This is a genomic window from Deltaproteobacteria bacterium (assembly GCA_003696105.1).
Taxonomy (GTDB): Bacteria; Myxococcota_A; Polyangia; order Haliangiales; family J016; genus J016.
The window spans coordinates 1-18,257 of sequence record RFGE01000168.1 but is presented as its reverse complement, the minus strand read 5'-3'; the positions used below and the strand labels follow the sequence as shown (position 1 = coordinate 18,257).

Below are 18,257 nucleotides of genomic sequence, written 5' to 3'. Positions count from 1 at the left end.
GCCGCCGGCGTGGTGGCGAGCTGCTCGCTGTTCGACTCCGGCCGCGACGGCGACGACGCGGCGCCGGACGGCGGCCTCGGCCAGTCGTGCCGAACGGCCGGCGATTGCGCCGCCAGCTTCGTGTGCGCCGGCGGTACCTGCCAGCTCGAGGGCACCGTCGGGCTGGGCGGCTCCTGTTGGGCCACGCGCGACTGCGGCGCCGGGCTGTATTGCCAGCCGGTCGCCGATCCGACCGCGACGGCGGGGGTGTGCGCCCCGGCCGGGACCGGAGACGTCGGCGACCCGTGCGCGACCGGCGCCGAGTGCGCGCGCGGGCTGGTGTGCCAGCTGTTCGGGTTCGGCGGCACCTGCCAGGCGGCGGGGAGTTCCGATCTCGGCGAGGCGTGCACCGGCACGCTCGACTGCATCGCGGGGCTCGCGTGCGCGCCGGACGGCACGTGCAAGGCGCCACCGATCGCGTACCCGCCGTTTACGGGGGTCGACTGCGCCGACGACGCGCCGCCGTTCCGCGCCTTCTTCGAGGTGCCGCGCCCGTCGGCGCCGCCGGCCGATTTCTTTCGGTTGCCGTTTCCGAACGACATCCGCGTCGCCGACGACGGCACGTTGGACATGAGCGATTTCCCGCGTCCCGGACCGTCGGTCCTCGGGGTGGACGTGGTCTCCCGGTACGTCGACGCGCTCGTCGCCGACTTCGCCGGCTTCAGTTCGGTGGGGGTCGTGACGTTCCGGTTTTCGCAGCGGGTCGACTTCGACACCGCGACGGCCGACGCCGTCCAGTTCGTGGACGTGACGCCGGGGGCGCCCGAGTTCGGCAGCGCGCTCGGCCGCTCCTGGGGCTACACGACGGCCCGCACGCTGTACAACTGCCAGCACCGGTTCAACGTGCGCAACGACCCGGACAACCCGCTGCTGCCGGGCCACACGTATGCCGTCGTCCTCACCACGGCGATCCGGGCGTTCGAGTCGGGCGACCCCGCCGTCGCCGACACCGACCTCGCGGCCGTGTTGGCGTCCGAGCGGCCGGCCGGCGACGACGCGCTCGCGGCCGCGTGGGACCGCTACGCGCCGCTGCGCGCGTACCTGTCGTCGCAGGGGATCGACCCCGGGACGGTCGCCGGCGCGGCCGTGTTCACCGTGGCCGATCCGACCGCGCGGATGCGCGCGCTGGCCGCTGCCGAGGCCGCGGAGCCGGCGCCGCTCGTCGAGGATCTCACCCTGTGTGACGGCGTCGCGGTGTCGCCGTGCGACGACGGCGGCGCGCGCGCGTGCGGCGCTCCCAATCCGAACTACTACGAGATACACGGTCGCATCCGCATTCCGATCTATCAGGTGGGCGACGCGCCGTACGAGACCGAGGGGGGCGCGCTCAACCTCGTCGGCGGCGAGGCGGTCAAGGTGCGCGACGAGATGGTGTGTTTCGCCATGACGGTGCCCAAGGCGGAGCCGGCTCCGCCGGGCGGCTGGCCCTACGTGGTGTACGGCCACGGCACGGGCGGCAGCATGCGGTCGGTCATCGCGACCGGCGTCGCCGAGGCGCTCGCGACGGCGGCGACGCCCGCGGTCGCCATCGGTTTCGACGGTGTGGTCCACGGCGAGCGCAAGGCCGGGTCGACGCGCGACTCGGATAGTTTGATGTTCAACGTGATCAATCCGCCGGCGGCGCGCGACAACCACCTGCAGGGCGGCGTCGACGTGCTGCACGTGCTCCGGTTGCACGAGGCCGGCCCGCTGTCGGTGCCGGGCGTCGGCGACGTCGCGCTCGACGGTGCGCGCCGCTACTACTTCGGCCACTCGCAGGGGTCCAACGTCGGCATCCCGGCGCTCGCCGTGTCGAATGCCGCGCCGGCGGCGGTGCTGTCGGGCGCCGGCGCGTTCCTCACCGTGTCGCTCACGACCAAGACGAGCCCGGTCGACGCCGAGGCCGGGCTGAAGTTTCTCATCGATCCGGACTTCGACGGCAGCCACCCGGTCATGACCGTGTTTCAGACCTACTTCGACCCGGCCGATACGGTGAACTTTGCGCCGCTGCTCATTCGCCGGCCGCCGGCCGGCGTGGCGTCCAAGCACGTGCTGATGACCTACGGGCCGGGCGACACGTTCTCGCCGCCGGCGAGCCTCGAGCGCATGGCCGGGGCCGCCGCGCTCGACGTCGTCGAGCCGGTGATCGAGGACATCGATCGGCCCACGGTCGCGCGGCCGGTCGGACTCAACAAGACCGGCGGCGACGGCGCGGCGCGGATGGGCGCCGTGTTTCAGTACCAGCCGGACGGTTACGACGGCCATTTCGTCGCTCAGCGCAATCCGGCCGCCGTGGCCGACTGGCTGGCGTTCTTCACGTCGTTGGCCGACACGGGCGCGCCGGCGGTACCGTGACCGCCGGTGCCGTGACCGCCGGCCCGCTTCCGGATCCCGTGGTGTAGGTTCGGCGCATGTCGGACGCGCCCGGCGCGCCGCGGTCTTGGCGGCTGCGCATTTTCGGCCTCACGTGGCTGTCGTACTTTTCGTTCTACATCGCCCGCAAGAACTTCTCGGTCGTCAAAAAACGCATCGAGGACGTCGGCCTCGGCAGCAAGGCCGACTTCGCGGCGGTCGACAGCCTGTATCTGGCCACGTATGCCGGGGGCCAGTTCTTGTGGGGCTTCGTCGGCGACGCGGTGAGCGCGCGGAGACTGGTCGCGGCGGGCATGTTCGCCGCCGCCGCGCTCGCGCTGGCGGTGGGCCTGTCGGGCACCATGGCGGTGCTCCTCCTCGGCTTCGGACTCAACGGCCTCGCCCAGAGCACCGGTTGGCCCGGCAACGGGCGGATCACCGCGTCCTGGTTCGGCGCGGCCGAACGCGGCGTGTGGCTCGGGTTTTGGGGTACCTGCTATCAGGTCGGGCCGATCGCGGCGACCGTGTTCGCGACGGCGCTGCTCGGGCGGTTCGGCTGGCGCGCCGCGTTCATCGGCCCCGGTTTGTGGGTCGCGGTCGCGGGGTTCGCGGTGTGGCTGTGGGTCCGCGATCGGCCGTCGGACGTCGGCTTTCGCGATCCGGACGCGGCGCCGCCGGTCGATCGCGCGGCCGCCCGCCTGCGGCGGCGCGCCGCCTGGCGCGCGATGTTTGCGCACAAGACCATTTGGCTGTTGGCGCTGAGCTACTTCAGCGCCAAGTTCATCCGCTACTCGCTGTGGTTCTGGTTGCCCTACTACTTCGGCCGCGAACTGCACTACAGCGACACCGCGGCCGGCTACATGTCCACGTCGTTCGACCTGGGCGGGATCGCCGGCGTGATCGCGGGCGGGTGGGTGGCCGACCGCCTGCTGTGTCGGCGTCGCGTCGGCGTCGCGATGGCGTCGTTCGTGCTGTTGGCCGGCGCGCTGCTGCTGTACCGGGCCGTCGGCGCTTCGAGCATGGTGGCCAACTTTGTCGCGATGGGGCTCGTCGGCGTCTTCCTGTTTAGCGCCGACTCCCTCGTGTCGGGGGCCGCGGCGCAGGACGCGGGCGGCCCGGACGGGGCGGGCGCCGCGTGCGGCTTCGTCAACGGCGTCGGCTCGCTCGGGGGGTTCTTGCAAGGGCCGCTCACGGTGTGGGTGAGCGACGCGTTCGGCTGGGACGCGGTGCTCTACCTGTTCGTCGGGCTCGCGGTCGCGGCGGCCGTGACGCTCGCGCCCTTGGCGCGCCACGTGCCGACCGCGGCGACCTGATCGGCGCGTCACTGTTTGGCGCGCTTGATCAAGCGGACGTAGCCCTCGCCGGCGGCGCGCGCGATCTGCTCGAGTTCGGCGACCGCGCCGTCGTCGAGGGGGCCGCCGCCGGGCGCGTGCGCGTAGACCAGGGCGACGACGCGATCGCGCACGCAGATCGGTACGACGGCAACTTCGCGCGGCGGTCCGTCGAGCGGAAACAGCTTGAAGAAGCGGTCGTGGATGGCCTTGCCGGAGGCCGGCGGTGCGCCCCGGCAGATGCGCTGCGCCTCGTACGCGACGCGGAACATCGACGGCGAGGCCAGCGGAATGAGGATCGTCTCGACCGTTTCGGCGGTGAAGACGCCGCCGCAGCCGGCGTGGCCCAGCGCCATCCCCTCTTTGACGACGAGCATGACGCCCGCGCCGAAGCGCGCGCGCACGAACGCGATCACGGCATTCGCGATGTCTCGCCGGTCGGTCGCTCGCGCGATCGCGTCGGCTGCGGCCGATGCGGTGAGCCGTGGACCGTCAGTCGCCGGCGCCGCGCCGGCGGCGCGCGCAGCGGTGAGGTCGAGCAGCGACGCCGTCGCGGGTCGCGGCGGCGCGGCGTAGTGGCTGTAGTCGCGCGCGACCCGCCGATCGTCGAGTTCGACCAGCTCGAGCGCCGGCATCGGCGCCTCGGCTTCGGCCGCGGCCGCGTCGACGCCCGCTTGTTCGAGCAGGCTCGCCTGGGTGACCGCGGGCATCCGGTCGGACGTCGTGCGCGGCAGCGGCGCGGCGGCGCCCTTGTGGGCGGCGCGGTATCGCGGCGGCCGCGCGATGCCGTAGGTGCGCTCGAGCCAGTACAACAGGACGAGTTCCGGCGCGGCGCACGCGATGACCGGCGATCGCGCCGCTTCGGCGACCGCCGCGATCGCGGCGGCGTCCGTCGGGTTGCGGAAGCACACGACGAGGCGGCGGCCGGCGCGCGTGTTGGCGAACGCCAGCGGCAGCGCCGTGTACCGCGCGGCCAACACCGCGGGCAGGCGCTCGGCCGCGGCGGGATCGCGGCGTTCGAAGTGGCGCTCGAGCGCTGCGGGCACCCCGAGCTGGCGCGCGAGGGCGTGCGCGATCGCGTCGGGCTCGGCGGCGCCCAACTCGATGAGATTCGTGCCGAGCCGCGCGCCGTAGACCACCTGCTGGCGCAGAGCGTTGTCGAGCTGTTCCGCGGTGATCTCGCCCGCGCGGAGGAGGCGCTGTCCGAGTTGCACGCGGATCCAGCCTACCGGACGGCGCCCGCGGCGGGCAGGGGTGCGATGGAGAAAACGGCGGTGCGCCCGCCGGCGCGGACGTCACATCGCCGGCGTGACGGTCACGTCGGCGGTGTCGACCCGGCCCTCGAAGTCGGCGGTGACGGTGGCGGTGCCCGGGGACTGCGGCTTGGCGACGCCCATGAAGTCGACGAACACGACGCCGTTGTCGGAGCTGCGCCAGATCGTCCGCGTGTTGTCTTCGACGCGGGTGCCTCGCTCGTAGGTCGCGGTGACCGTGAACGTGTACGTGTCGCCCAGCGCGAGCGTGACGTCGGGCCCGATGTCGATCGACAGGAGCCGGCCGAGGCCGCCGTCGTCGCGCGCATCGGCCGTCGGCTCCGCGTCTGCGGCCGCGCCCGCGTCCCCGGAGGCCGGCGCGACGCACACGTTGTCGGCGCTGCACTGCTGCCCCGGCGGGCAAAACCGGTCCGGTCCACACGGCAGGCCGACCGGGTAGTCCGGGTCGAAGCAGGCGGCGAGCGCGGCGGCGACGGCGGCGAGCGCGATCGCGCGCGGGGCCACTTAGAACCTCCCCTCGACCGCGAGCCCCGCGCCGCCGGGCAGGGCGGTGGGCACCGCGGAGACGCCGGCGTCGCCGCGCGCGCCGGTGCGCAGGCCCAGGTAGTACAGCGCACCGCCGGCGACGATGGCCGCCGCGCCGGCCACGGACAGCGCGATCGCTTTGGTCTCCGCCGACTCGCCGCGGTCGATGCGGCGGCGGTCTTCCTCCGTCCACGGCCCCTCCTTGGCCGACAGCGCGTCGCTGGCCGCCGCGGCGTCCCGCCCGTACTTGACGCCGAGGCCGAGCAACAGGCCGCCGGCGATCGCCGTGCCGATGCCGCCGTAGCGCAGCCACCGTCCGCGCCGCGGGGCGGGCCGGTCCGCCGGCGCGGTCTGCGGCCGCGCGGCCGCGATCGGCGCGGGGGCGGTCGCGACCTCCGGCTCGGGATCGGGCGCGGCGGGCGGCTCCGGCTCTGGCCCGAATACGTCGGTCGGGTCGAGGTCGGGATCGTCGGGCTCGCCGGCGCCGTCGAGCTGGGCGGCGAGCCGTTCGACTCGCTCCGCGGCCTCGGGCGCGCGGTCGCCATCGGGCGCCAGCTCCAGGTAGCGGGCGTAGCCGCGCCACGCCCACCGCACGTCGCCGCGCGCCTCGTAGACCTCCGCCAGCTCGAACACGATCGGCGGCTCCGGCACGAGCGCGTACGCCTTCTTGTAGGCGAGGACGGCGGCCCGGTAGCGCCGCATCGCTCGCTTCTTGAGCCGGCGGTTGCGCGACGCCGCGTAGCGGTCGCCCATCTTCTTGGCCCGCCGCGCGTCGCGCACGAGCTGCGCGGCCCGCCGCCTGTCCCGCTTGCTCGGTTCCTTCGCGGCGGCCGGCGCAGCGAGCGCCAGCGCGACCGCCGCGCCGATCGCGATCGCGAGTCCCCGCATGCCGCCAGTATACGCGCGGCCCCGGACGCGGCGCGCGCCGGCGCGGCGCCGAAAACGCCGAACGCCCCGCGAGGCGGGGCGTCCGTGGTGGAGATAAGGGGAGTCGAACCCCTGACCTCTTGAATGCCATTCAAGCGCTCTCCCAACTGAGCTATATCCCCACGGGATCGGTATGTGGCTGCTTGAGTAGCAGCGCAGACCGGGGGTGTCAAGTCGCCGCACGCCCCGGCGCGCATCCCTACGGGTACGCCAGATCGACCTCACAGGTGTAGGCGGCGCCGAGTTCGCGCGCGGCGGCGTACACGGCCAACTGGCCGGACGCCGGGCACACCACGTCGCGCACCCGCGGGCACGCGCTGCCGCACGCGTCGTCGTTGGCGCCGAGCGCGCGGGTGGCCGAACAGTTGCCCCACGGGTCGGCCGGATCGCAGACCCGAAGCATCGGGTCCCCCGTGCACGCGCCCAGGCCGCACGCCGCGGCGCAGCCGATGCGGAGCCGGCGGCCCGGCTCGCATTCCCACGTCCCCAGCGCATCCCAACCGCATTCGCGGTGGGCCCCGCGCGTCGAGTACGCGTCCACCTCAGCGGGGCACGGCTCGGTCGGACCGGACAGCGCGGGATCGCCGAGGCGCACGGGAATGCGCGCGACGTTGTTGTCGTAGCGCATCTCGGGCAGGCGGTGCTCGGCGTTCAGTTCGATCGCGAGGACGTAGTCGCCGTCGGGCACGCCGGTGATGTCGAGGAACTGGCACGGCAGCCGCGCCTCGTATACGTCCGACCAGCCCCGCTGGATGCCCTGGAAGCTGCACACGTAGCGCGCGGAGTCGCTCACCGTCGGGTCGTCGGCCGCGTACTTCTGCCAGTCGAGCAGACAGAACGCCTGCTTGCGGCCCGGGACGACGAGGTCGCCGGCGGGCGTCTCGAGCCGGTACACCGCGTAGCCCTCGAAGTGATAGTGGCCGTGGCACTCGCTGAACACGTAGTTGGGGTTGTCCGCCGAGGGGCGGCCGAGCTGCAGGTCTTCGAGCCCCAGGTTCGGCGTCTCGACCGCGAACCGCAGAAGCCGCCGGTCGCCCGGGGCGCCGACGCACGCCTCGGCCGGATCGAGTTCGCATGCATCGGCGGCGAACGTGTCGCCTTCGACCGACAGGTCGGCGATCGCGCGCGCGGCGTTGAGGGTGAGGTCCGGCCCCGGCGCGGCGGCGTCGGGAGCCGGGGTGTCCGGCGGCGCCGCGTCGGCGGGCGACGCATCGGGAGGTGCCGGTGCGCTCGCGTCGCCGGGGGCGGCGTCGGGCGGGGCGCCGCACGCACTGGCGGCGGTCCACAGGGCGAGCGCGGCGGGCGCGGCGATCGGGCGTGGCACCGCGCGAGCATACGCCGCCCCGGCCGCGATGGGGCGCCATTGCGTCGGAGCGCGCAGCGCCGCGTCCACGCTCAGTCGGTGCGGCCGCGCCGGGGCCGGCTGCGGCGGGTCGCCCGCCGGGCGCGGCCCGGCACATGCCCGGCGGCCCGGTCAGGAGGATCGGCGGTGTCGGGCGCGTCGGGGCGCCCGGCGCCGCGCCCCGCGTCGACCGCGGGGGACGGCACGTCGTCGGCGTGCATGTACTCCTCGAGGTCGTCGTCGTCCCACGCGTCGTCGAACCGGACCGCGCCGGCGCGGGGCGCGAGCGCGTCGGCGAGCGCGTCGCCCGCGGCGGCGGCCTCGCGGCGGATGCGGTCGGCCAGGTCCGCCATGCCGGCGTCGGTGCGCTCGTCGTCGTCGTCCGGCGCGCGCGGCGCCGCGGTCGGCGGAACCGGCCGCCATACGCGTACGTCGCGCGCATCGCGGGTGCGGCCGCGCGGCCACCCGGACCGCGCCGCGAACCCGCCGCGCGGGCTCGCCGCCGCCTCGATGCGCTGGTCGATCGCATCGATCTCGTCGATGTGTTCGGCGATGTCGGGATCCTCGGCCAGGTCGCCGAGCGCGCCGCGCACCGCTCGCCGGTACACCGCCTCGCCGAGCGCCGCCAGCGCGTCGCGCCGGCGGCGGTCGAGCCGGATCGCGTCGTAGCGCGACCGCTGCGCCTGGGCTCCGCGCTCGACGACCTCGCGCACGGCGCCGACCTGCTCGAGCGCCGTCTGGACGAACGAGCCGAGCGCGTCGCGCAGATCGGGCGGCTTGCGTCGCGATCGGGCCATCGCCGTCATTATGCCAGGCCGGCCGGACGCGGCGCCACCGCGACGCCGGCGCCTGCGGTCGCCGCGCAGCGCGCAGCGGCAGCGCCGAGCGCGCCGATATGTGCGCGCGGACGGCCGGCGTGTCGGCGGCGCCGGCGAATGCGGGCGAACGCAGCGGGTCGACCGTCCCATCGGGCGGCACCGGCGTCCCGCCGTCGCCGCGGCGGCGCCTTGGCACGCCGTCGCCGCGTGCGGTAGGCTGCCGCGACCGGATGCACCGCTGGGTACGGATACTCGGGGCGTGCGCCGTGGGGGTCGGGGCGCTGTCGGCCTGTCCTCGCGGCGGCGGCGACGCGGTGCCGGCGCGCGGAGCGACCGTCCGCGTTCGGTCGTTCACGGACACCGCGCCGGTGTCGTCGGTCGCGGCGGTGTCGCCGTACGTGTTCGCGGCCACGAGCCGCGGCCTGGACCGCTGGGACGTCACGACCGGCCAGCGGCTGTGGCTCACGGCCGACCACGGGTTGCCGGGCGATCGGGTGATGGCGATCGCCCTCGACGAGGGGCGCCGGTGGCTGTGGGTCGCGACCGACGGCGGGCTGAGCCGCTACGACATCGAGGCGGGCGTGTTCGACGGTGTCGCGCCGGCGCCGACCGAGGCGCTGTCTGCGATCGAGGCCGACGTGCGAGCGGTGGCGCCGGCGGGGCCGGGCGGCGTGTGGGTCGGCGGGCCGGCGGGCCTGGCGTACGCGGATCCGCAGGCGGACTGGCGGCTCGTGGGACTGGCGCAGCCGGTGACGGCGCTCGCGCGCGACCGCGCCGGCACGCTGTGGATCGGGACGGCCGGGCACGGCCTGTTTGTTCACCGGATCGACGGCACGCTCGCTCAGCTCACGGAGGCCGACCACCAGGCCGTCCGCACGGTGCGGTTTCTCGCGGAGGCGCCCGGCGGCGCGGTGATTGTCGTGGGTGACGCCGCCGACGGAGCGCAGCGCGTCGCGATCGTGCGGGACGGCGAGGCGGCCAGCTTCCGCGTCGCGCCGGACGTGCGGTGGCTCGCGGCCGCACGCCGCCGCGACGAACTCGTCGTACTCACGCCGCGGCGGCTGTACGCGCTGGCGGCCCCGCGGCCAGGGGCGCGCCGGTTGCGCCGCGATGGCGCGCGCCTGGTCCCCCTCGCCGCGGGCACGGACGTCGCGCGGTCGCGCTCGCCGTTCACGATTCGCGCGATCGACGCGCCGGTGCCGCCGGGCGCGATCGCGCTCGCGGCCGCGGACGACCGCCTGGTCATCGGGACCCGCGACCAGGGAACGGCGGTCGTCACGCCCGGGCAGCGGCGCGTTCAGTGGCTGCGCCGCGGCGACCTCGCCGGTGCCGGCCGTCGCATCTCGGTCGCATGCGCCGCGCGGGCCGACTGCTACGTCGCGACCGGCGGGCGCACCGCGTGGCGGTTCGACGGCGCGGCGTTTTCGCCGATCGCCGGGCCGCCGGATGCCACCGTATTCGCGGTCGTGGCCGGCGGCGACGGCGAGGTGTACGCCCTGTACCGCGTCGGCGACGAGCCGCGCGTGCGGGTCGCGCGCGCCGACGGCGGCTTTACGCCGCTGGACGACGTCCACATCGACACGCCCGGACGGCGAGCGGGGGTGAGCTTCGCGGTGCGGTCGCCGCGCGGCATGGTCTGGATCGGGCTCACCTACGAGGACGACACCGGCCAGGAGCTGGCCTACGGCGCCGCCGAGGTGGACCTGGGGCTAGCGCTCGTCGCATACCACCACGCCAGTCGCGACGCGACCGACCTGGCGCGCGGCGTGCTGCCGATCCCGATCACGGCCAACGACATCGCGTTTCTCGGCGACCAGGAAGTATGGCTCGCGTCGCTCGAGGGCGCCGTGCGCATCGCGGGCCGCGACGTTCGCGTCTACGGCGAAAGCGACGGGCTGGTGAGCGAACTGGTGCGGGGGATCGCGGTCACGTCCGGCGGCATCGTGTTTGCCGCGACCGGGGTCGGTGTCGGCGTGTTCGACGGCGAGCGGTGGTCGGCGCCGCGGCCGCTGCAGCGCGCGGTCAACGCGGTCGCGGTCGGCGCCGACGGGCGGCTGTGGATGGCGACGCCGCGCGGACTGGCCGTGTACGACGGCGCGCGGGTTCGCCGGCTCGATCGGCGGCGCGGGCTGCTGTCGGACGACGTCCGCGATCTCGCGATCGATCGGTTCGGCCGCGTGTGGGCGCTCGCGGGCGCCGGCGTGAGCATCGTGACCCCGTAGGCGCGTCCGGCGCGCGATCGGCGTCACGGCGTGTACGGCAGGACTTCCGGCGGGCGCGTGCGGTAGTGGGCCTCGATGTAGTCGATGAGCTCGAACAGGTGGGTCTCCATCTGCGCCGGACCGCCGAGCGGCGCGTCGGTGTACCAGGTACCGCGCTCGCAGCCATCGCCGTCCGGGTCGACCGGGACGCCGTTGCGCTTGGGCCGGCACAGCCCGTCGACGTACACGATGATGAGCTTCTGGAAGCGTTGCGCCTCGGGCCAGTCGGGATTCGTCATGTAGTTTTCGAACAGCGCAGACGCGAGCACGAGATCCTCGGGCGACTGGCCGTAGCCGTGCAGGAAATAGACGACCGGGTAGGTCAAGTCGGGGTTGTCGTCGTAGCCGGGCGGCAAGAACAGCGAATAGGGAGTCTCGCGGCCCGTCGTCGGCGACACGAACGACAGGTCCTCGAGGATTTGACCGGCCGACGCTGGCCTGCGGTCGCCGCCAGGCCATTGCGCTTGCAACCAGTAGAACATCGTGGTGATGCGGTTGACGAGCTGTAGCGCGGTGCCGACGTGGCGCCCGTCGCCGGCGAGGATCTGGTCCTCGGTGGCGTCGGGATCGCCGTAGCGCACGTAGCCGTTGGCCGGGATCGACGACCAGTCGACCTTGGCGAAGTCGTATACCGCGTCGTTGGGCGCGCCGGCGAGCGGCGCGAAGCCATCGTAGATGCGCATCGGCAACCCGTACGCAGCGATCATTTGGGCGGCACCCATGTTGTTGGTGACCGCGTTGTTGAGGAAGTCGCGGATTCCGGCGTCCGCCCAGATGTTGATCCGCGCGCGCTGTTGCGCGGTCATCTGCCCGAGCATGTACGCCGCATCGGTCTCCAGCCACATCGCCTGGTTGGGGTTGCGCGTCCACTCGCCGTCGCCCTCGCCGTAGTCGTAGCAGTTGGGGCCGTCTCCCTGTTGGCAGGTGCCGGCGACGCCGTCGAGGCCGACGTCCTCGAACGGCTCGCCATCGTCCCGATCCAGGTTGCCCTCGGTGCCGAGCGGATTGCGCTGCCAGTGGTAGTCGTCGCCGTTCGGGTCGGGGTTCGCGACCGGGTCGTAGCCGGGCTCGTCCGGGTCCGCGAGCCCGTCGGTGCCGACGTCGGCGAACGGCTCGTACGGATCGACGATGACCGGTTCGCCGGCGTCGCGCACGCCATTTTCGTTCAGATCGACCGCGAGCAGCGGCTCAAATGGGTTGTCCTGCGGCAGGCCCGGGTCGAACACGCCGATGCCGAGCGCCGGCGAATCGCCGCCGTCGCAAAACGTGATGACCGGCTTGGCGCCATCGGGATTGAACTCGCGATCGTAGAACTCGGTGAGCACGATGGGGGCGCCACAGCGGTCGGCGGTGCGGATGTAGTCGAGCGGCACGCCCGGCGGCGTGTACGGATTGTCGGCGTTGTACAGCGCCGGGTTGCCGAAGGCGCGCGCCATGTCGCGGAAGCCTCGGATGTACAGCTCGCGCCGCAACGTCAGCCCGGTGCCTTCGCCCGCCTCGTACAGCATGTGCTCGAAGTCCTGGCGGCGCTCGAACTGGTCGGAGAACACGGGGCGCTGCTGATCGATGCACAGGGTGCCGACGGCGCCGATCCCCGCCGCTTCGTGTGCCGCCGTGCAGAAGCCGCCGAACAGGTACTCCTGCAGCAGGTTGACGAGGTACGCGGTCGACATGCCGGGATCGCCGCCGAGCGTGCCGATCAGGTCGAACTCGTCGTGGTGTTTGAGCCCGATGCGGACGGCCGCATTGCCGCCCATCGACACGCCCATGATCGCGCGGAACGTGTAGCGGCGGTCGACCGAGCGGCCGGCGTCGTCGGCGACGACGGCCTGGTACGTGGCCAACTCGTGCGCGCGAAACGTCACGCGCGATGCGAACGGGTCGGTTTCGTCGTGTGCCATGTTCGTCACCGGCGCAAAGAACGGCGTGCCGTCGCCGACGTGGCGGCGCGCGACGATGCGCACGTGGCGGCGGGTCGCGCCGGCCGGCAGCCGCGCCGCCTTGTAGGGGAGCGTGAACGTGAACGGTCGGTCGGAGGCCGCGCCGGCCGGTCCGAAGGCGACCGCCGGCCCCAGCGGCGTGAACCCGGCGGGTGCGATGTCGCCCGCGCACGCGATCGTCACGTCGTCGTCCGGCGCGACGGCACCGTCCGACGCCGCGACCGCAGCTCCCGCGAGATCGTGCGCGTCGGGTCCGGCGACCTCGACCGGGGTCTGCGCGGTCAGGGTGCCGGACGCGCCGGCGCCGCACACCAGATCGACCGACCCGGTCGGGCCGCCGTCGCTCCCACATGCACCTACGTGCGCGCCGACCGCGAGCGCCGCGAGCCACGCCAAGTGTCGAGATTTGCGTATCAACGTCCACTCCCGCGGCCACCTCCCGGCAGCCGACACGCGAGGGTACCGCATGGACTCACGCCGGCGGGGTCAAAAACTCGCGCGGCGCGGCGGCACCCCCTATGGTCGAAGGGTGCGCCGCATCCTGTCGTCGCCGTCGCCCCGCGCAAGGCGGTGGGCCGCGCGCGTCGGACTGGCCGCCGCCCTGGCCGCGTCCCTCGCGTACGTCCCGTACCGGCTGCTCGACCCGGCGTCGGCGCGCACGGTCGCGGCGATGCGCGCCGAACTGGAGCGGACGCGCGCGCGCCAGCGCGAACTCGCCGAGCAGAACGCGGAGTTTCGCCGGGACATCGACGGGCTGCGCGCCGACCCGCGCGCGGTCGAGGACGTCGCCCGCGACGAGTTGGGGATGCTGCGGCCCGACGAGATCGCGATCCAGATCGAGCCGCGCGCGGCCGGGGAGGTGCGGTGAAGCGGCGCACGCTCAAGCGCGCGCTGCGGGTGGGCGGCGGAGCGGTGGTGTCGCTCGCGGCGTGCGCGGCGGTCGCGGCCGGCGGTCTCGACGGCGGGGCGCGCGACGAGCCGCCCGCGGCGGCGGTGATGCTCGCGGCGAGCATCGTCGCGCTGCTGATCGCGTCGGTGAGCGCGCGGCTGCGCTTCGTCGAGCCGTCGGCCCGAGCCCAGCGCGTGTCGCGCCTGCTGCGCGCGGCGCCGGCGCTCATCGACGTCCAGCTCGGCCTCGCGCTGGCGGCCGGGAACTATGCGGTGATCGCCGCCACCGGAGGCGCGCAGTCTCCGGCCTACCCGCTGCTGTACGGCGTCATCGCGTTCAGCGTCAGCTTCCAGGCCGCCCCCGCCGCGTGGGCGACGGTCGTCGGCGCGATCGCGCTCGAGGCGGCCGCGTACGCGCGCGGGCCGGGCGGTGCCGGCGCGGCCGCAGCCGCCGCGTTGCACGTCGGATTCATCGGCGCGTCGGCCGCGGCGCACGCGCTGTTCGTGCGCGGGCTGTTGCGCCGCCAGCGCGCCGTGCGGGCCGAGCGCCTCGCCGCCGAGGTGCGCGCGCTGCGCGAGGAGGCGCGCGACTACCGGTTGATCGCTGCCGCGCTCGGCCCCGACAGCCGCGCGCCGCGGTCGCGCACGGACCAGGAGCGCAAGCTGGCCGATGGCGCGGTCGAGGCGCTGCGGTCGTCGGTGTTCTACACGCTCGGGTTGGTGCAACGCGCGCTCGGCGCGCGCACCACCGCGCTGCTGTGGCTCGACGCGACCGGCGAGCAGTTCAAGATCAAGGAACTCGTGTCCGAGTCGGACGCCGTGACCGAGCGGCGCGTGGTGCCCGTGCGCGGCCCGCTGCGCGCGGTCGTGCGCGATCGAACCGCGATCGCGCTGCCGGCCGTCAAGTCGAGCCAGTTGCCCTACTACGAGCTGCCCGAGCGGCCGGCGGCGTTCGTCGCGGTGCCGGTGATGGATGGCCCGCATCTGCGCGGCGTGTTGTGCGCCGATCGGCCCGAGCCGTTCGACGACGCGGCGTGCGAGCTGTTGCACGGGGCGACGGAGCAACTCGTCCGCGCCATCGAATCCGAACAGGTGTTCATCGCGGTCGAGCGCAGCAAGTACGAGCTCGAGCAGTTCTTCCGCGCGTCGGACATGCTGTGCCGCGCGCTCACCCCCGAGCAGGTCATGGACACGGCGTTCGACGCGGCCGCGGCGATCGTCGACGCCGATCTGATGGCGATCGCGCTGTACGATCGCGAGCGCCGCCGCCACCGAATCGCCGACGTGCGGGTCAAACCCGGCAGCGGAATCGGCACCGTCGGCATCGCGGGGCTCGAGTTCCGCGACAACGCGGGGTTGGCGTCGATGGTCGTCAAGAACAAGCACTACCTGCCGGCCAGCGGCGCGCCGCGCGACGCGACGACGCCGATCTTCACGAAGAAGATCAAGCTCAAGGGAGTCGAGTCGTTGCTGGTGCTGCCGCTTCTGTGCGCGGACGAGGCGATCGGCACGTTCACGCTCGCGTCGGCCGAGCGCGGCCGGTTCGGCAAGGACGTGCGCGACATGCTCGGCATCATCGCCAACCAGGTCGCCGTGTCGCTGCAGAACGCCGGCATGTACCGCAAGATGGAGACGATGGCGACGACCGACGGGCTCACCGGCCTGATGAACCACCGGACGTTCCAGGAGCGCGCGGCCGACATGATCGAGCGCGCCGCCCGTCACGGTCACAAGGTCGGCTTGCTGCTCACCGACGTCGACCACTTCAAGAAGGTCAACGACACGTACGGCCACCCGGTCGGCGACGAAGTCCTGCGCCGCGTCGCCCAGGTGCTCGGGGCCGCGGTGCGCAAGATCGACGTGGTCGCGCGCTACGGCGGCGAGGAGTTCGTCGTCCTGCTCGAGGCGGTGGACGAGGCGGGGGCGGTCGGGCTCGCCGACCGCATCCGCCAGGACGTCGCCGCGCAGGTCGTCGATACCGAAAAGGGGCCGCTTCAGGTCACGATGTCGTTTGGCGTCGCGATGTTTCCGGACGACGCCGACCGGCGCGAGGACCTGATCGAGCGCGCCGACATGGCGCTGTACCGGGCCAAGGAGAGCGGCCGCAACCGGGTGGTGACCTACCGCGAATTCGTCGCTGCCCGCCAGCGTCGCGCCGGCTGAGCCGGGGGCCTGCGTCCGCTCCGGCCGCTCGCGCGTCGACGCCCGCCCGCGCGTCAATGTCAGACGGGCGCGCGATGGTCGCCGGAGCCGACCCAATTCACCATGGCGACGAAAAACTACGTTCTGGACACCAACGTGTTGTTGCACGACCCGGCCGCGATGTACCGGTTCGAGGACAACCACGTCATCATCCCCATCTACGTCCTCGAGGAGATCGACAACTTCAAGAAGGACCAGTCAGAGCTCGGCCGCAACGCGCGCGAGGTCGCCCGCCAGCTCGACGCGCACCGGGCCAACGGGGGGCTGTCGCATCCGGTCGCGCTGCCCAACGGCGGCACGATTCGCGTCGCGTTCCGCCACGGCGAGCTGCCCGAACCGCTGCAGGGCTCGGCGCGCGCCGACAACAACATCCTGGCCGTCGCCCTCGAGGTCCGCGACGAGGACCCGTCGATCAAGACGATCCTCGTCACCAAGGACGTCAACATGCGCATCCGCGGCGATGCGCTCGGCCTGCACACCGTCGATTACGACGCGCAGCGCATCTCGATCAGCGAGCTGTACTCCGGCACGGCCGAACTCGACGTCGACGGCGCCCTGATCGACGCGTTCTACGCCGACGGCAAGCTGTCCGGCGACCAGGTGGACCACGACCTGGTGCCGAACCAGTACGTGCTGTTGCGCGACGCGGACAACCCGGGCCACTCGGCCCTGTGCCGGTTCGACGGCATCGACATCGTGCCGATCCGCAAGCTGCGCGAGGGCGTGTGGGGGATCCGGCCGCGCAACAAGGAGCAGCACTACTGCCTCGACCTGCTGCTGAACGACGACATCCAGCTCGTGACGCTGGTCGGCAAAGCCGGCACCGGCAAGACGTTGCTGGCGCTGGCGGCGGGGCTGCAGCGGGCGGTGGAGGAGGGCGGGTACCAGAAGCTGCTCGTGTCCCGGCCGATCTTTCCGTTGGGCCGCGACATCGGCTACCTGCCCGGCGACATCGAGGAGAAGCTCAACCCGTGGATGCAGCCGATCTTCGACAACATCGAGCTGCTGATGGGCCTCGGCCGGACGGAAAAGCGCCAGGGCCGCAGCTACGCCGAACTTGTCGACCTCGGCTTCATCGAGATCGAGCCGCTCACGTACATCCGGGGGCGCTCGCTGCCAAACGTCTACATGATCATCGACGAGGCGCAGAACCTCACGCCGCACGAGGTCAAGTCGATCATCACGCGCGCCGGTGACGGCGCCAAGGTGGTGCTCACCGGCGACCCCTACCAGATCGACAACCCGTACATCGATTCGACCAACAACGGCCTCACCACCGTCGTCGAGCGGTTCAAGGGCGAGAAGTTGTCCGGCCACGTCACCCTCACCAAGGGGGAGCGGTCGGCGCTGGCCGAGTTGGCGACCCACCTACTGTAGCCGGCGGCGCGGACGCTGGCGCCGGTGCGCCATCCGGGCTACGAATTGGCGTATGGCGAATGCCGCCACGTCGCTGTCGACGACGCTGTTGTCGGCGGTCGCGCCGGACGGCCAGGCGGCGCTCGCGTCGTGGGACGCGCTCGCCGACCAGCTCGCCGTCGCGCACGAGGTGGCCGCCGCCGCATGGGCGGGCTCCTTCGAGCTGGCACCGGAGGCGTTCGTCGCGGCGATCGCGGAGCGCATCGGTGTGGCCGCCGACCCGCGCGCGGCGCTGGCCCGCCTGCGCGCCGCCGACCTGTACCTGGCCGTCGCGTGCGCGCGCGGCGTTGCGGGAGCGGTCGACGCGTTCGAGCGCGTGTTCGGGCGGGACATCGATCGCGTGGTGGCGCGGTTTGCGCGCTCGGCCGCGGACCGCGACGACCTCGGCCAGGCGGTACGCGAGCGGCTACTGGTCGGCGCCGGACCCGCGCGGCCGCCGCGCATCGCGTCCTACGACGGCAGCGGATTTTTGCAAAACTGGGTGCGGGTCACGACGACGCGGCTGTGCATCGACGCGGCGCGCGCGGCGCGCCCCCGCCAGGTGGAGGTGCCGGCCGGCGACGACGAGCCGCACGTCGCCGGCGACCGCGCCGACGCGGAGCTGTCGTTTTTTCGGCGCGAACTCGCGGGCGTCGTGCGCGCGGCGTTCGCCGACGCGGTCGCCGAGCTGGACGGCGACCGGCGGCGGCTGCTGCGGTGGCACGTCGTCGACGGGCTGTCGATCGACACGATCGCCGAGCGGCTCGGGTGCCATCGCGCGACGGCGGCGCGGCGGCTGGTCCGCGCCCGCGCCGACCTGGTCGACGCGCTGCGCGCGGCGCTGCACCGGCGCGACCCGAGCGCCTCGGTCGAGTCGTGCGTGGGCCTCGTGCGCAGCCAGCTCGACGTGAGCCTTCACCGACTGCTGGCCACCCGCGAGCCCCGGCGAGGCGGATGACGCGACGGCGCGGCCGCGCCGCGCAG

General features: G+C 73.5%; 12 protein-coding genes, 1 tRNA gene and 1 pseudogene. 8 read left to right on the top strand and 6 right to left on the bottom strand.

Going from position 1 to position 18,257, the window contains the following annotated elements; genetic code table 11:
- The first annotated feature begins 9 nt into the window (after positions 1-9).
- Both D6689_11380 and D6689_11375 read left to right on the top strand, forming a co-directional pair.
- Positions 10-2,373, top strand: a complete 2,364-nt coding sequence (locus tag D6689_11380) for a hypothetical protein (GenBank protein RMH41361.1) — start codon at positions 10-12, stop codon at positions 2,371-2,373.
- A 56-nt stretch (positions 2,374-2,429) separates the two neighbouring features.
- Positions 2,430-3,683 carry an MFS transporter gene (locus D6689_11375; protein RMH41360.1) on the top strand — a complete coding sequence of 418 codons (1,254 nt, stop codon included), beginning with the start codon at positions 2,430-2,432 and terminating at the stop codon, positions 3,681-3,683.
- A gap of 8 nt (positions 3,684-3,691) precedes the next feature.
- Here the strand turns inward: D6689_11375 and D6689_11370 are convergent, their stop codons facing one another.
- Together D6689_11370 and D6689_11365 are read right to left on the bottom strand one after the other, a co-directional pair.
- Positions 3,692-4,915, bottom strand: a complete 1,224-nt coding sequence (locus D6689_11370) for a hypothetical protein (GenBank protein ID RMH41359.1) — start codon at positions 4,913-4,915, stop codon at positions 3,692-3,694.
- 81 nt (positions 4,916-4,996) lie between these two features.
- Entirely contained in the window at positions 4,997-5,479 is a 483-nt protein-coding gene (locus D6689_11365; protein ID RMH41358.1) for a hypothetical protein, read from the bottom strand.
- 418 nt (positions 5,480-5,897) lie between these two features.
- Between D6689_11365 and D6689_11360 the strand changes: the two are divergent.
- Positions 5,898-5,978 (top strand): annotated as a pseudogene (locus D6689_11360) (peptidase).
- Positions 5,979-6,473: 495 nt separating this feature from the next.
- On the opposite strand, the gene D6689_11355 reads toward D6689_11360, so the two are convergent.
- From D6689_11355 to D6689_11345, 3 genes are all read right to left on the bottom strand, one after another.
- A tRNA-Ala gene (locus D6689_11355) sits at positions 6,474-6,549 on the bottom strand.
- Between the two features lie 77 nt (positions 6,550-6,626).
- On the bottom strand, positions 6,627-7,820 hold the full coding sequence (locus D6689_11350; GenBank protein RMH41357.1) for a hypothetical protein: 1,194 nt from the start codon (positions 7,818-7,820) through the stop codon (positions 6,627-6,629).
- A 2-nt stretch (positions 7,821-7,822) separates the two neighbouring features.
- Entirely contained in the window at positions 7,823-8,566 is a 744-nt protein-coding gene (locus tag D6689_11345) for a hypothetical protein (protein RMH41356.1), read from the bottom strand.
- Between the two features lie 287 nt (positions 8,567-8,853).
- Here D6689_11345 and D6689_11340 point away from each other — a divergent pair, with 287 nt between their 5' ends.
- A complete protein-coding gene (locus D6689_11340) occupies positions 8,854-10,809 on the top strand; it encodes a hypothetical protein (protein RMH41355.1) in 1,956 nt (651 codons plus the stop codon).
- Between the two features lie 23 nt (positions 10,810-10,832).
- Here D6689_11340 and D6689_11335 read toward each other — a convergent pair whose 3' ends face one another.
- The gene (locus D6689_11335; GenBank protein RMH41354.1) at positions 10,833-12,971 is read right to left on the bottom strand and encodes a hypothetical protein; all 2,139 of its coding nucleotides are present in this window, start codon (positions 12,969-12,971) and stop codon (positions 10,833-10,835) included.
- Between D6689_11335 and D6689_11330 the strand changes: the two genes are divergently transcribed.
- The 4 genes from D6689_11330 (at position 12,946) to D6689_11315 (ending at position 18,231) form a co-directional block, all read left to right on the top strand.
- Complete coding sequence (locus D6689_11330) at positions 12,946-13,656, top strand: hypothetical protein (GenBank protein ID RMH41353.1); 711 nt, start codon at positions 12,946-12,948, stop codon at positions 13,654-13,656. The genes D6689_11335 and D6689_11330 overlap by 26 nt on opposite strands.
- Positions 13,653-15,839 (top strand): diguanylate cyclase, encoded by a 2,187-nt coding sequence (locus D6689_11325; GenBank protein RMH41352.1) that lies wholly within the window; start codon positions 13,653-13,655, stop codon positions 15,837-15,839. The genes D6689_11330 and D6689_11325 overlap by 4 nt, the downstream gene beginning before the upstream one ends.
- A gap of 102 nt (positions 15,840-15,941) precedes the next feature.
- Complete coding sequence (locus D6689_11320; GenBank protein ID RMH41351.1) at positions 15,942-17,255, top strand: PhoH family protein; 1,314 nt, start codon at positions 15,942-15,944, stop codon at positions 17,253-17,255.
- Positions 17,256-17,307: 52 nt separating this feature from the next.
- Positions 17,308-18,231 (top strand): sigma-70 family RNA polymerase sigma factor, encoded by a 924-nt coding sequence (locus tag D6689_11315; protein ID RMH41350.1) that lies wholly within the window; start codon positions 17,308-17,310, stop codon positions 18,229-18,231.
- Positions 18,232-18,257 lie beyond the last annotated feature (26 nt).